The 14691-nt window shown below is 60.5% G+C and carries 10 protein-coding genes; 5 read left to right on the top strand and 5 right to left on the bottom strand.

Annotation, left to right across the window (positions count from 1 at the left end; all coding sequences use genetic code 11):
* Nucleotides 1-111 precede the first annotated feature (111 nt).
* The 5 genes from AB1555_09265 to AB1555_09245 form a co-directional block, all read right to left on the bottom strand.
* The gene (locus AB1555_09265; GenBank protein ID MEW6246885.1) at nucleotides 112-1506 is read right to left on the bottom strand and encodes a sigma-54 dependent transcriptional regulator; all 1395 of its coding nucleotides are present in this window, start codon (nucleotides 1504-1506) and stop codon (nucleotides 112-114) included.
* A gap of 119 nt (nucleotides 1507-1625) precedes the next feature.
* Nucleotides 1626-2006, bottom strand: a complete 381-nt coding sequence (locus AB1555_09260; protein MEW6246884.1) for a response regulator — start codon at nucleotides 2004-2006, stop codon at nucleotides 1626-1628.
* Nucleotides 2007-2268: 262 nt separating this feature from the next.
* Entirely contained in the window at nucleotides 2269-3333 is a 1065-nt protein-coding gene (locus AB1555_09255; GenBank protein MEW6246883.1) for an ATP-binding protein, read from the bottom strand.
* A gap of 4 nt (nucleotides 3334-3337) precedes the next feature.
* Nucleotides 3338-4711 (bottom strand): sigma-54 dependent transcriptional regulator, encoded by a 1374-nt coding sequence (locus AB1555_09250; protein ID MEW6246882.1) that lies wholly within the window; start codon nucleotides 4709-4711, stop codon nucleotides 3338-3340.
* Nucleotides 4712-4880: 169 nt separating this feature from the next.
* Nucleotides 4881-6230, bottom strand: coding sequence for a sigma-54 dependent transcriptional regulator (locus AB1555_09245; GenBank protein ID MEW6246881.1), 1350 nt, complete (start codon nucleotides 6228-6230; stop codon nucleotides 4881-4883).
* 418 nt (nucleotides 6231-6648) lie between these two features.
* On the opposite strand from AB1555_09245, the gene AB1555_09240 reads away from it, so the two are divergent.
* From AB1555_09240 to AB1555_09220, 5 genes are all read left to right on the top strand, one after another.
* Nucleotides 6649-7053: a response regulator gene (locus AB1555_09240; protein ID MEW6246880.1), complete on the top strand. Its 405-nt coding sequence runs from the start codon at nucleotides 6649-6651 to the stop codon at nucleotides 7051-7053.
* A 205-nt stretch (nucleotides 7054-7258) separates the two neighbouring features.
* On the top strand, nucleotides 7259-7486 hold the full coding sequence (locus AB1555_09235; protein ID MEW6246879.1) for an addiction module protein: 228 nt from the start codon (nucleotides 7259-7261) through the stop codon (nucleotides 7484-7486).
* Nucleotides 7476-7787: a type II toxin-antitoxin system RelE/ParE family toxin gene (locus AB1555_09230; GenBank protein ID MEW6246878.1), complete on the top strand. Its 312-nt coding sequence runs from the start codon at nucleotides 7476-7478 to the stop codon at nucleotides 7785-7787. Before AB1555_09235 ends, AB1555_09230 begins: the two co-directional genes overlap by 11 nt.
* Before the next feature lie 166 nt (nucleotides 7788-7953).
* Nucleotides 7954-8121, top strand: a complete 168-nt coding sequence (locus tag AB1555_09225) for a hypothetical protein (protein MEW6246877.1) — start codon at nucleotides 7954-7956, stop codon at nucleotides 8119-8121.
* 671 nt (nucleotides 8122-8792) lie between these two features.
* Complete coding sequence (locus AB1555_09220; GenBank protein MEW6246876.1) at nucleotides 8793-14630, top strand: filamentous hemagglutinin N-terminal domain-containing protein; 5838 nt, start codon at nucleotides 8793-8795, stop codon at nucleotides 14628-14630.
* The last annotated feature ends 61 nt before the right edge of the window (nucleotides 14631-14691 follow it).

The raw sequence follows: 14691 nt of genomic DNA, 5'->3' as shown, positions 1-14691 counted from the left end.
TGAAATTCAAAACTTGGAGGTCCGCTGTTCAGGAGTGAGCGAGAAAGAGGATCCCGGCGACCTGAGGGGCATGCAAAGTTTGCATCTCGGGAAGGGAAGCAGAGCGATGCGCTATTCACGGTCGATCCCATAGGCGCGCAGCTTGTTGTAGAGGCTGGCGCGGCTGATCCTGAGGAGACGGGCGGCCTTGACCCGGTTGCCCCCGGCTTCCTGGAGCGCTTCGAGGATGCGGGCCCGCTCCGCCTGCTCCGCGGCGCCGCGCGAAACGGTCCGCAAATCGCCGCAAGGAGGGAGCGACGCCAGCCCGGCGATATCCTTGCAGGTCAGTTCGGAGCCGCTGGTGGTCACAACGGCGCGCTCGATCACATGCTGTAACTCGCGCACATTCCCGGGCCAGGGCGCGTTGGTCAACGCCCGCATGGCCTCCGGGGTCACGACTCGGACGGGTTGTCGATGTCGCTTGCAGGACACCGCCATGAAGTGCCGCACCAGCAGCGGGATGTCTTCGCGCCGTTCGCGGAGCGGCGGCAGGAACAACGGCAACACGGCCAGTCGATAGTAGAGGTCCTGGCGAAACGCTTTCGCCTTCACGAGATCCAGAAGATCTTTGTTGCTGGCGGAAATGACCCGCACATCCACTTTGATCCGCTGGTTGCTTCCGACCGGTTTGATCTCGCCCTCTTGCAACACCCGCAGCAGCTTGGCCTGAAATTGCAGGGACGTGTCCGCGACTTCGTCGAGAAAGATCGTCCCTCCATCGGCTTCCTCGAACAGCCCGCGCTTGGACGAGACGGCTCCCGTGAAGGCGCCCTTCACATGGCCGAACAGCTCGCTCTCCAGCAAGGCCTCGGGCAAGGACCCGCAGTCAACGACCACGAAGGGGCGATCGCAACGGGCGCTGAGCCGGTGGATCGTTTTCGCGACCAATTCTTTCCCCGTCCCGCTTTCACCTTGGAGCAGCACCGTCGCCTGGCTGTCGGCGACCAGACGAATCATCTCGAACATCTGCCGCATCACCGGGCTGCGGCCGATCAGGTCGCCGAGTCGTTCGTCTTCCCGTTCCTCGTGGACGTCATTCTCCGGCGCCGGCCCTCTACCCGTCCCCTTCGGAGGATGCAGCAACACGAGGACCGATTGCGTGTCGTTTCGAGAGGACTTCAAAGGAAACGCCTGACTGATTCCGCATGGAAAGGCGTGGCCGGGCGCGGCCGGGACTGAGGCCGTTTCACCTGTGACAAGCGAGTGCATCGCCGGACAGGGATCGCAGGGCTTGATCTGTTTACCAATGACCTCATAGCACGGGGCCGGACGGGCGGATTCGAGATCGGCAGCCGAGGTCCATGCCGGCTCATTGGAATACACAATCCGCAGATCCGGACCAAGCACCACGACCCGGACACGATTAGGAAGATGGTCCGCCAGGAGTCTGAGCGCCTCCAATCGGGCGTTCAACACCTCATCGGCGAAGGGGCCGCTGGCTATGGATTCGTTCGGAAACCCGGCCATCTCCACTTGCGTTGTCTCCTCTTTATACACTCGTGAAAATCACCCCCCTCCCTCACCCTCCCCCTCGAGGGGGGAGGGAGGGGTGAGGGTGAAGCTGTTCGCTGTGAGCTCTGTTCAAACTATGCTCTCTGATGATCCAGCAGCCGTTTGATGGTTGCCTTCAACTCGGCAATGCGGACCGGCTTATCGAAATAGGCCGTGGCCCCGCGATGGAACGCCTCCTGCCGGATCCCTTGCTCGCCGAAGGCGGTCATGAGCACGATCGGGCAGCATGGCGCAGCCTGACGCAGCCGACTCACATACTCCAATCCCCCGGACGGCATCTTGAGATCCGTCAGGATCAAGTCCGGCACCTCCTTGCCGATCGACGAGAGGGCCTCCTCCCCGGTGGCGGCCTCCCGAAGCTGATACCCGTCGCTCATCAACTCGTCGCAGAGCAGGCTGCGCATCTCCTGATCGTCTTCCACCACAAGCAACACGACCGCTTTCCTTTCGTGCACGGATGTTCCCCTTTCGGCTTGACCGGGAGGTTTCTGACACCAGCTGACGCAAGGGGTATGCCCATCGGTCCAGTCGGGCCAGACCGCGCAACACGCGATTATCCCTCAAGATTCAGTGTTGAATGGAGCGCGGGGGGTGCGTCGGGGAGTCGGCTCGATGGCGAGAAAAACCCCATCGGCCGGGAGAAGGGATGTCGCGGGATGCCACAGTCCGCGGGAGGATAGAGGATAGAGCTGGTATGCTATCAGCTATTCGCTTTTGTTACTGACTCACCGGCAGGCTGATCGTGAACGTGGTCCCTTTTCCCGGCTCGCTCTCGACCTGGATGGACCCGCCGTGTTCCTCTATGATGCCTTTCACCACCGTCAGTCCCAACCCCGTGCCCTTGCCGGTCTCCTTGGTGGTGAAGAACGGATCGAAGATCTTCGCGAGGTCCTGCTGCGCGATGCCGTGACCGGTATCGGCCACGGTCAGCCGAACCGTTCCGTTGGACCGAGTGAGGCCGACCCGCAACGTGCCGCCTTCCGGCATGGCGTGAATGGCGTTCATGACCAGGTTGATGAACACCTGGCTCATCTGATCCGCGTCGGCGCGCACCTTCGGACAGTCGTCGCGGAACGACTTTTCGATCCGGATGCCGTGCCGCGCCAAGCGCTCCTGGAACATCTCCAGGCTGCCTTCGATCGTCTCGCGTAAATCGACGGGCCGGCGGTCGACCGGGCGCCGTCTGGCGAACGCCAGCAGTTGGTTCATGACCCGCGTGATCCGTTCGACCTGCGTGACGATGATCTGCAGGCTTTTCTTGATCGGCTCCTCCGTGACCCGCTCCAGGAGGTATTCCGCCCGGCCGAGGATGACGTTCATCGGCGTCCCGATCTCGTGCGCCATGCCCGAGGCCAGCGTGCCCAGTTCGGCGATCCGCTCGGTCCGGCGCAACTGCTCTTCCAAGCGGCGGCGCTCCGTGATGTCCACGACGGAGGCCAAGACATACATGCGTCCATTCACCTGCAGGGGGGTCAGTCCGATTTCGACCGGGAATTCGCTGCCGTCCTTGCGCACGCCGTAGAGTTCTCGTCCCCGTCCCATCGCTCGCGCTTGAGGCTCCTGCATATAGCCGGTCCGGTGGGTCCGATGAATCGCCTGCGCCGGTCCCGGCACCAGGATTTCCACCGATTGCCCGAGCAACTCCGCCTCTGAATACCCGAACTGGGTGAGCACACAGGGATTCGCCATCACGATGGTCCCGGCCTCATCGACCAATAAGAGCCCGCTCGGCGACGCTTCGACGATCAGTTTGTACAGCAAGTCGTCCGCCTGAAGCTCCACGCGGTCACCCCTGCGCCTTGCCTTCGATCTCGCCCAGCTTGCGATAGAGCGTCTTCCGGTCGATCCCCAGAATATGCGCGGCCTGGTACTTGTTTCCGCCGGTCTTCTCCAGAATCCGCAGAATGTATTCCTTTTCCACTTCTTCCAACGGGAGCGTCCGCTCGGCCGCTTCGTCGAGAATGCGTCGCTCCCCGCGCGCGCCCTGGATCGCCGGCGGCAGATCCTCCGGAACAATCTTGTCCCCGCGGCTGAGGGTCACGGCGCGCTCGACCACATTTTCCAGTTCGCGGACATTCCCCGGCCAGACGTAATCGACCAGCAAGGCAAGCGCCGCCTCGCTCACGCCTTGGACCCGTTTGCCTCTGGTCTCACCCGCTTTCTTTAAGAAAGCATCCACCAGCATGACGATGTCCTCGCGTCTTTCACGGAGCGGAGGCAGAGGAATTTCAATCACGTTTAAGCGGTAGTAAAGATCTTCCCGAAACCGTTTCGCCTTGACCTCTTCCTCCAGGTTTAGGTTCGTAGCCGCGATGATCCGAACATCAACGGGAATGGGTTTTGTCGCGCCGACCCGGCGAATGACTTTTTCTTGAATCGCCCGCAGCAGCTTGGCTTGGAGCATGATCGGCAGTTCGCTGATCTCGTCCAGGAACAGCGTCCCCGTGTGGGCCTCCTCAAAGAGCCCGCGTTTGTCCACCTTCGCATCGGTGAAGGCGCCTTTCATATGGCCGAACAGCTCGCTTTCGAGCAGCGCCTCGGGAATGGCCGCGCAGTTGACCGGCACGAACGGCGCATGGCGGCGATCGCTGTTGTAATGGATCGCCTTGGCGACCAACTCTTTCCCCGTCCCGCTCTCGCCGGTGATCAGGACGTTCGTCGGGCTGTCGGCGACCCGCCGGATCAGGTCGAACACCTCCTGCATGGGCTTGCTCTTCCCCAGAATCTGGTGGAAGCTGTATTCCTTGTGAACTTCCCGCCGGAGACGCGCGATCTCCCGCCGGAGGGCCGCCTCCCGCAACACGCGTTCGACCACGCGGACCAGCTCGTCGGTTTTCACCGGCTTGACGAGATAGTCGCTCGCGCCGTGTTTCATCGCCTCGACCGCCGTCTCGACGGAGCCGAACGCCGTCATCAGGATCACGCCGGTGTCGGGATACAGGCGCCTGATCTCGTTCAGCAGCTCGATCCCCTGCATCTCCTTCATGCGCAGGTCGGTCAGGACAGCCGCATAGTCTCCTTCGGCGAGCCGTTGCAGCGCCTCCCTGCCTCCGCCGGCCGTGGTCACCTGATGGCCCCGCTCCGCGAGCACATCCCGGACCAGTTCCCGCATCTCCGCATCGTCATCAACGACCAGAATCGCGCCCTGACGCTCCGCCATTGTCACGGCCTCCCTTTCGAGCCCTCACTCACGCATGCTGTCGTCTCCGGCCGCCCAAGCCTAGTCCTTCAGCCGATAGGGGTCAAGAAGGGGAGCGCAGCACGGGAAATGAGACACGGTACAGGAGCTCGAACACCCGCCACCCGGTCGAGGCAAGGCTGCCTCTCTCCTAACGACTGACATTCAGTTGCTTGATGAGCCTGGACAGATAGCTCGGCTGGAGACCAAGCAGTTCAGCAGCCCGAATGCGGCTTCCGCCGGTCTTCGAAAGCGCGCGGAGAATGATGCGACGTTTGTGCTGCTCGATCGACTCATGAAACGGAAGATCCGCTCCGTCCGTGTCCCCCGGCGAAAGATCCAGGGGTTGCAGGACGAAATCGTCGGGGTCAAGACACTCTCCGGTTTTGAGCACCACCGCCCGCTCGATCGCGTTCTGCAGTTCGCGCACGTTGCCGGGCCAGGAGTGTGACAGGAGTTTCCGCATCGCCTGCTCTGAAATGCGCATCGGCGGCTTCTTGGCTTCACGGCAGTATTTGCTCAGAAACAGCTCCGCAATCTGCGGGATGTCGTCCTTTCGCTCACGCAACGGCGGCAACGTCAAACTCACCACATTGAGGCGGTAGAAGAGATCCGCGCGAAAGGCGCCCGCTTTGACGGCCTGGGACAGATCGCGATTCGTGGCGGCAATGATGCGCACATCCACCCTGATGGATCGGGTTCCGCCGACACGGTCGAACTCACGATTTTGGAGAAACCGCAAGAGCTTGGCTTGAAGCCCCGGCTTCATGTCGCCGATTTCGTCCAAGAACACGGTTCCACCCGTCGCCACCTCCAGCTTGCCAAGCTTCTGTGTATGGGCGCCGGTGAACGCTCCCTTCTCGTGCCCGAACAATTCGGACTCGAGCAATTCTTCCGACAACGCCACGCAGTTCACCGGGGCGAACAGCCGATCCCGTCTCGGACTCCACGCGTGGATCGAGCGCGCCAACAGATCCTTGCCCGTTCCGCTTTCGCCGAGCAGCAATACTGTCGCATCGCTCTGCGCGGCTTTCTTCGCCGTGTCGATGATCTGGTTCATGGCCGGCGTCGAGCTGACAAGCGGATCGTACCGACTGTCGATCTGCGAGCGCAGCGCTTCGACTTCACGACGCAGCCCTTCCCGTTCCAGCGCCTTGCCAAGCACGACCAAGAGGTGCTCCAGCTCGAAGGGCTTCGGGATGAAATCGGTCGCTCCCTCCTTCATGGCCTCCACCGCCCGTCCGATCGTGGCATGCGCCGTCAAGATGACCACCGGTAAACCGGGTCGTTCCTGGCGAATGTGCTTGAGGACCTCGATGCCGCTGAGGTGCGGCATCTCGATGTCGAGCAACGCAAGATCCGGGTTCGTCTGATTGAGAGCCGCCAGCGCCTCTCGCCCGTCCGCCGCGGCCACGGTGTCATAACCTTTGGCGTGCAGCCCGACCCGCAGAATCTTGAGAATGTCAGGGTCGTCGTCAGCGATCAGGATCAAGGGTTTCATCTTGTCTTCTCCGGTTCCTTTCCGGCATGGCACACGGCCCGCTCACCCGTCCGACGGAGGGTGACGAGAAGCTTCGGCGGCGGGATTGTACCTCATATGTGCCTTCCCGGTCCCACTCATTTGGACGGACCATCAGGAGACAGGAACGATCCGTTCAGATAAGGAACTTATCTTTTTGGATGATCCCAGGAATAGGCCCGCCCACGGTTGAGCGAACTCCCCCTGATGTTCAAATCGTGAGTTCCAATGACAAATCAATCACTTGGTTCGGCCGCGGTGCATTCGAGACATCTTGGCACAACGGTTGCTCCATGCTCGTGGTGTACGGCACAGCACTCAGAGAAACGATAGAACTCAGTAGATAGTCAACCAGGGTCAAGGCCAACCGGCCGAACCCCATAACCAGGAGGACGCAGCCATGGCACTCGGTCGAATTCTCGTAGTGGATGATGAAGCGGACGTCAGGAAGTCGGTGCGGTTCTGCTTGAACAAGGCGGGCTACGACACGGTCGAAGCAGCGAACGGAGAAGAGGCCGTCACGGAGATGACATCAGGGGACAATCCGCTCATGATCGACGCGATCGTGTGCGACCTCAACATGCCGAAAGTCCGGGGGGAGGAAGCCATCTCGTACTTCCGCGCGCAGTTCCCCTCCGTGCCCGTCCTGATTCTCACGGGTTACCCCGACACGGGCGGCGCCGCCGACCTGTACAAGCGCGGGGTGTCGGACTACCTTACGAAACCCATCGAGTCGCACAGGCTGGCGGCGGCCGTCGATCGAGTGGCCAGGAATCATGTCTACGCCGACCCCTTCACCGTATAGCGAGGCAAAGGCCAGAGGCGGTGGACGCTAGGCATAGCGTCCGCCGCCCGGCTTTCTCTCAACATCTTCTTGCGTTACGGACATGCGCGGGCTTAAGGCCAAGATCTAAGCGTCCGCCTGTCGTTGCCGTCCCCGTCGACTTCTGATAGCATCGCCGTGACCCACACAGAGAATTTGCTCTGGTACAGCGGCAAAGGGTGATGCTATGAGTGGACAATCCCAAGCTCTGCTTGAACAGGCTCTCAAGCTTCCTGTGAATGAGCGTGCGGAGTTAGCCGAGCAGTTGCTCAGGAGCCTCGATCCGGTCGCCGACCGGGATGTCGAAGCGGCCTGGCAGAAAGAGGTTCAACGACGATTGTCGGAAGTGGAGCGCGGTGTCGCGGAAATGATCCCCTGGGAAGAGGTCCGGGAACGCTTGCGGCATGGCAAGTGATTTCCAGATCAAGTTCCATCGGGAGGCCTCGGAGGAGCTGGAACGGGCTAAGGCCTGGTATGAACAGCAGAGGGCCGGTCTTGGCGAAGCCTTCCTTCACGAGGTGGAAAGTGCTATCTCGCGGATTCGCGACAACCCGACAACCTGGCCATGCTATCCGGGGAAAGATACGCAGCGATATATCCTCCACCGGTTTCCGTTTGGAATCGTCTACCAGCGTCAATCGCAGATCATTCGCGTCTTAGCGGTGATGCATCTCAAGCGAGAACCTGGCTACTGGAAGAGGCGAGCATATGAGTAGCCCGGCTGAACCCCGCGGCCTTGTCGCAGCCGAACCGGACCATAAATTGACCATGGTCTGCTATCATAAATGCCATCAAGGGCAGCGGAGGCGTCTTCTCTTGGACAACTCGTCGTTCTGCTAAGAGAGCGAAGCCATCTCGTACTTCCGCGCGCAGTTCCCCTCCGTGCCCGTCCTGATTCTCACGGGTTACCCCGACACGGGCGGCGCCGCCGACCTGTACAAGCGCGGGGTGTCGGACTACCTCACGAAACCCATCGAGTCGCACAGGCTGGCGGCGGCGGTCGATCGAGTGGCCAGGAACCACGTCTACGCCGACCCCTTCACCGTATAGCGAGAGGAAAATATCCCGAGCGGTGGAGGCTCTAGATGACATCCGCTGCTCGGGCTCTTTTCACCATTGCGATGAGGGCATGTCCTATTTCAAAACCAGTTTCTCCGTGCCCTCGCCTGTTTCATCATCCGGCTAGACTGACCGACCATCCGACCAATCACCTCGAACAAAACACCAAGCGATCCGCTGAGCAGCTTGACCATTTATATCAACAGTTTCACGGACTTACACTTGTCGAGGCAAGCCAAGAGCAGCATCGAGGAATGCCCTGATCCTGTCTCCGCCTGCCTGCCGGTCCGGCGAACTTGAGTCTGTCCTGCGCGCAATGCCCGCGACACGAATAAATCCACTTGCGTTACCCTACGTAAGAATTAGGTTGACATTGTCCGGGAGAACTGCTTGTTGGTACCGCTCGCCTGCGCGATCTCAAGAACGGCACATGAGGTAAGAAGTCAGCTTGAAGGAGTAGGTTCCCGTCTCGTGTATCCATCAGGATAACTTGCATGTATCGCATTCGATACTTCTTCGCCCTTACGGCATTGCCGGTGATGCGAAGTTGCTGAAACTTCATTGACTTATAGTTCGAACGGCAACGGCAAGCTACCTGCATAAGAGAAAGCCCCCTAGCCCCTCGTCGCGTCCCATGGGGACGCAGCGAGAAGAGGTTCCGGATGCGGCGTCACGCTCGCCATCCCTCCTCCCTGACCTGGTTGCTGGTCCTCTACCTCTGCGCCTCGCTGGCTGCACCCCTCCCCGTCGGCTATGCCCAGATCACCACGGCCCTGACGGAATCCGGTCTCGGGACCCGGATCAGCGAACCTGTCACCTTGCCCAGCGGCAAAATCAACTACGACATCACCGGCGGCACTCGGCCCGGCAACGGCCCCAATCTGTTCCACAGCTTCGGCGAATTCAGCCTCGCGACCAACAACATTGCGAATTTCCTAAACGAAACAAGTCTCCCGACCAACAACATCATCAGCCGGGTCACGGGCGGGAACCCTTCGAACATTTGGGGCACGATCCAAACGACCGACTTCGGCACCGCCAATCTCTACTTGATCAATCCCGCCGGCATTGTGTTTGGGCCCACCGCGGAACTCAACGTCGGCGGCGCCTTCAACGCCAGCACGGCGGACTACCTCCGGATGACCGACGGCGCGCGGTTTCATGCCGACCTGCCGCGGCCCAGCACCCTCTCGATCGCACCGGTGGAAGCGTTTGGGTTCACGGTACCGAGGCCCGTGGCGATTACCATTCAACAAAGCAACCTTGCGGTTTTACCTGGCCAGAGCCTGTCCGTGATCGGCGGGGATATCACGATCGTCGGGCGAGGCACTTCAAGCCCAGAAATCGAAAGCGCTCTGCGCGCGGATAGCGGGCGAATCAATCTCGTCAGCGTTGCTTCTGCGGGCGAGGTCGTATTGACTGCGCCCGGAACTCCCCCGAGCCTGAAGGTGCACTCCTTCGAGCAGTTGGGGACCATCACTATCACGGACAACCGGCAGGCAACCGATGATGCCGCGGTAAGAGTGGCAGGTGATCCAGGCGGCACTATCTTCATCCGATCCGCAGAGCTGGAACTCACGGATGTCCAGCTTGGTGCCACCACTCTAGGTGCTTTGGATCACCCGGGCGTGGGATTCGACATCCAGGTAACCGGCGACATCATCATGAACCGGTCCGAGTTCGGGTCATCAACCTTCGGGGCTGGAGATGCCGGCGCGGTTCGCATTACCGCCGGCAGCTTGCAGATGGTCGGAGATCCTGCCAGAAACTTCAACTCCAACATCGGCTCGCGGGCCTTCTCCACTGCGGCTGATGCCGGCAATGGCAACGACATTGAAATTACGACGGGGAGCCTACTTCTTCGGGATCAAGCCTTTATCAACACGACCACCTTCGGGCCTGGCCATGCGGGAAACATCCGGGTGAACACGGGCCGCTTGGAATTGCTTGGAGGGCAGTCAGCAGCCTTCATTTCGACAAGCACTCAGGGAGCCGGCAACGCCGGTTCTCTGGAAATCAACGCCGAAGCGGTCCGCATGGTCGGCGGCGTTGGATTCACAGGCCTGGCGAGTCAGGTCACAAATCCAGGGTCAGGGAACGGATCGAGCTTGCGTATCACCGCCCAGACCATAGAGGTCCTGAACGGCGCCCAGATCAACTCTGGTGTTTTCACCGGTCCAGGGAGAGGCGGCGATATTGAGATCACCGCTGATACGGTGCTCATCTCCGGTCTCGATTCAAACGGGTTCCCGGCGGGAATCTTCTCCAATCTTGGATTTCCGGCGAGAGGAACCGCGGGGAATATCCGAGTGACGACAACCGGCGATTTCACGATTAGCAATGGCGGACAGATCAGTTCCTTTTCCGGAAGCTTCGGAAATAGCGGCCATATCGATGTGCGTGCGCGAAATCTGTACCTGACTGATAACGGACTGATTACCTCGTCAAATTTTGGGGCCGGACTCGGTGGCAATGTGACGATTGAGGCAGACAGTGTCAGGTTGAGCGGGCCAGGGGCGCCAAATCTGTTCCATGGCATCTTTGCACTTGGGGGATTTGTCGCTCAGCGAGCCGGAAACATCTCGATCACGACTGGGAGCCTGGATGTCCTTGACGGAGCACTCATTTCGGCTCGGACGAACGGGATCGGACCTGCCGGCAATATCGAGATTACCGCCGACCGCTTGCTTATTGCCGGCGCCGATCACACTTCGGCTTCCGCCGCATTCGATGGTATTGAATCCGGCATTGTGGCTTCCAGCCTGGCGTTTCAACCCCGCCCTGACCTCGCTACCGGAAATGGTGGCAGCATTACCCTGAACGTCGAAACGATCGAACTGCACGATCAGGGTCGAATTCAGGCCCGATCTACCGGGGCGGGTGACGCCGGGAGCATCGAAATCGACACAAATAGACTCAGTATTTCCAGCGGCGCCACGATTTCCGCCGAAAGCACGGGCACGGGTGACGCCGGCGGTATCACAATTGATGCCGGCGACGTCAAGATTACCGGTGTCGCGACCTCACTTGATCCGTTCGAAACCGACCTCACCGGGCTGTCTACGAAAACGATCACCGGCACAGGCGGAACCTTGAATGTCACCACAGGCAGCCTGGCTATGACTGATAAGGGCATCATTACCTCAAGCACTACCGGGACCGGTGACGCAGGTAGTGTCACACTGAACGTCGGCACCCTGACCGCGCAGGGCAATTCCGAGATCAGCAGCAGCAGCAGCACGGGAACAGGGACCGGTCGCGGCGACGCCGGCAGTGTGACAGTCCAGGGCGTCGGCGGCTCGGGCACCTCGGCCAGTTCCGTGACGTTGAACAATAGTGACCTCCTCACTAGCGCGGCGGGCGACGGCCAGGGCGGTAGTATTCTGGTGCGTGCTGGAGACGTCACGCTTCTGAACGGAGCCACCGTTTCGGCCACCGCTAATGCGGGCAATGGAGGCAGCATCTCCCTCGTCACCACCGGGAACACCTTCACCAGTACGAACAGCAGCATTACGACGGAAGCCAACACCGGAGCCGGAGGCTCGATCTCCATCAGTTCAGCGACCTCCATGGAGTTAACCGATTCAACCGTCTCAGCGACAGTGACGGGCGGTGAGAAGGCCGGCGGGACCATTACGCTGACGGCTCAAGATCTGACCATAACGGGTGGAAGCAGGGAGGGCGGAGGGTCGGTCCAGGCGATCACGAAGGGTGCGGGACCCGGCGGGAATATCATGGTGAATGTGGACACACTGAGTCTCACTGACGCCGACATCAATGCCAGCTCGGGAGGGGCCGGTCGAGGAGGAAATATCACTGTCGCCGCGAGCGAATCTGCCTCCTTCTCGGAGGGTTCGCTGGAAGCGGTAACCAGAGGCACGGGCGACGGCGGTCGGGTCACCGTGACCACCCCACTGTTGACGATGACCGACAACAGCTTCATTCAAGCCGCCACTCTGGCTGCTGGCAACGCAGGCAGTATCGAGCTTAATGTGGGGACAGCGTCGATCTACCATTCTCAGGTTTCCGCTGCAGCGGAGATTGGGAGTTCGGGGCGTGGAGGGAGTATTACAATCCAAGGACTGGGTGGAACCAGCACGATGGCCGATCGGTTAGAGGTCAGCGGTCCGGAAGCTGTTTCATTCATCAGTGCCAGCACATTTGGGACCGGCGATGCCGGAAGCCTGGAGGTGTTCGCGGATACCGTTACGCTCCGTGGGGGTGGGCCAGAATTCGTGGGGTTGACTACACAAGTAGCCTCTGAAGCCTCCGCGGCAGCCAAGGCCGGGAGCCTGCAGGTGTCGGCGAACACTCTTGAGGTACTAGATGGTGCCCAGATCAGCGCGGGGATCTTCGCCGGATCAGGCCAAGGCGGTTCGGTTGAGATCAACGCGGACACCATCTTCATTTCAGGCCTTAATCAAGGGGGGTTCCCAGCCGGAATCTTTGCCGGCACGAATTTCCCGGCAAGAGGGAATGCCGGGAACATTCGCATCGTGAGCAACGATCTCACGTTGACAAACTTTGGGCAGATCAACGCGTTCTCCAACACCTTTGGCAACAGCGGCAATATTGATATCCAGACGAATAATCTGACCGCGACGAATGGAGCGTTTATCACCTCGACGAACTTCGGCGCTGGATTGGGGGGAGATGTCAGCATCCGGGCAGGGAATATCCGGTTGGCCGGCCCTGGTCCAGTCGGAGGTTTCACGGGTGTCTTCGCGATTGGAGGGTTCGTCGCTCGACGAGCGGGCAATATTTCCATCACTACTGGAAGCTTAGACATTCTGGACGGGGCTCAGATCAGCGCTCGAACGTCCGGCCTTGGACCGGCAGGCGACATTGATATCTCCGCCGACCATATCTTTATCTCGGGAGCAGATCCGGGAACAGGGTCTTTTGACGGAACAAGCTCCGGGATTTTTGCTTCCACGCTACCCGCTGAACCATTTCCGAATTTCGGCACCGGCGATGGCGGCAATGTACAAATTCTGGTGGAGGCTCTGGAACTACACGATCAAGGAACGATTCGCTCTCTGTCGAGAGGCGAGGGTGACGCAGGAACGATAGATATCTCCGCCAATGTCTTGAGCCTTAACACTAATGCGAGCATCACAGCGGAAAGCACAGGCAATGGAGATGCCGGCAGCATCACGATTCACGGGCTCGCGTCGCCGGCTGTGTCGGTGACCCTGACCAATGGCTTCGTTTTGACGCAGTCCTCGGGGACCGGAGCCGGGGGCAGTATTGACATCGATACAACCATGCTCACGCTCGACCGGTCCACGATTTCCGCCTCCGTCAAGGACGTGCCGGAGGGGGACGACCCGGCAGCAGGCGTGGCCGACATCACGCTGCGCGCGCCTACCCTGCAAATGACCGGTGGGGCCGTCACGGCCGAGACCTCCGGTACCCGGAACGCGGGCAGCATCACGCTTAACGTCAGGACCCTGACGGCCCAGAACAATGCTCATATCTCTAGCAGCAGTACGGGCGTGGATCTGAACGGCGACGGTACGCTCGATGTGCTGGCGACCGGCGATGCGGGCAGCGTGACCATTCAGGGGCTCGCCTCCCCGGCCGACTCGGTCAGCCTGACGAACAGCGCCGTCCTTACGAGTGCAGCGGGCACCGGGGCCGGGGGCAGCATCACGGTCGATACGAGGAACCTGGCGCTCACGAACGCCACCGTCTCGGCCTCGGTGAAGGACGTCCCGGAGGGCGGCGATCCCCCGACGGGTCTGGGCAACATCACGCTGACCGCAAGCCAAGAGACCACACTGAGCGATGGAACCGTGATTTCCGCCGAGAGTACCGGAACCCGCAACGCCGGCACCGTCACGATTCGCGCAGGCCAGAACTTCTTGGTCACCAATAGCCAGGTGACCACGGAAGCCCTGAGCACCAGCGGCGGCAATATCAATATCTCCGCGAACCGGATGATTCGCTTGACCAATAGCGGCATCACCACCTCCGTCTTCGGGCCCGAAGGCACGACCGGCGGGGATATCTTCATCGATCCGCAGTTCGTGATCTTGCAGAACAGTCAGATTCTCGCCCAAGCCACCGAAGGCCGGGGCGGCAACATCAACATCCTGGCGGGGCTCTTCTTGGCCGATCCGAACAGCCGCGTGAGCGCGACATCGCAACGGGGCGTGAGCGGCGAAGTGAACATTCAGTCGCCCATTCAAAACTTGAGCGGAGCGCTCGTGCCCTTGAACCAGGACTATCTGCAGGCCGCGACGTTGCTGGCCCAGCGCTGTGTGGGCCGGATGGCCGATGCGCAAACCAGCACGTTCATCGTGGTGGAACATGAGGGCCTGCCGCGGGAGCCGGGCGGGGTGCTGCCCAGCTCACTGGAAGAGAGCCACGCCTCTGTAACAGAACAGCACCGGATCGAGCCGATCATTGTCGCCGCAGTCAGCGACCCTTTCTCGACTGCGCCGGCTCGTGAACAAGTTCCAATACGCCTATTGGATCGCACGTGCCGACGATAAGGCAGGTTGAGAAGGGAGCAGGTTGAGTGCTTCCGACAAGTGCGGCTCTCACAACAGGAAT

The sequence above is a fragment of the Nitrospirota bacterium genome (assembly GCA_040755395.1).
Lineage (GTDB): Bacteria > Nitrospirota > Nitrospiria > Nitrospirales > Nitrospiraceae > DATLZU01.
Note: the sequence above shows the minus strand (reverse complement) of the source record. Positions and strands in the feature narration are given on the sequence as shown.

Coding starts and splice junctions, on each gene's coding strand:
- AB1555_09265 (MEW6246885.1), bottom strand. CDS start 1,506: ATGGCCGGGTTTCCGAACGAATCCATAGCCAGCGGCCCCTTCGCCGAT.
- AB1555_09250 (MEW6246882.1), bottom strand. CDS start 4,711: ATGGCGGAGCGTCAGGGCGCGATTCTGGTCGTTGATGACGATGCGGAG.
- AB1555_09245 (MEW6246881.1), bottom strand. CDS start 6,230: ATGAAACCCTTGATCCTGATCGCTGACGACGACCCTGACATTCTCAAG.
- AB1555_09240 (MEW6246880.1), top strand. CDS start 6,649: ATGGCACTCGGTCGAATTCTCGTAGTGGATGATGAAGCGGACGTCAGG.
- AB1555_09235 (MEW6246879.1), top strand. CDS start 7,259: ATGAGTGGACAATCCCAAGCTCTGCTTGAACAGGCTCTCAAGCTTCCT.
- AB1555_09230 (MEW6246878.1), top strand. CDS start 7,476: ATGGCAAGTGATTTCCAGATCAAGTTCCATCGGGAGGCCTCGGAGGAG.
- AB1555_09220 (MEW6246876.1), top strand. CDS start 8,793: ATGCGGCGTCACGCTCGCCATCCCTCCTCCCTGACCTGGTTGCTGGTC.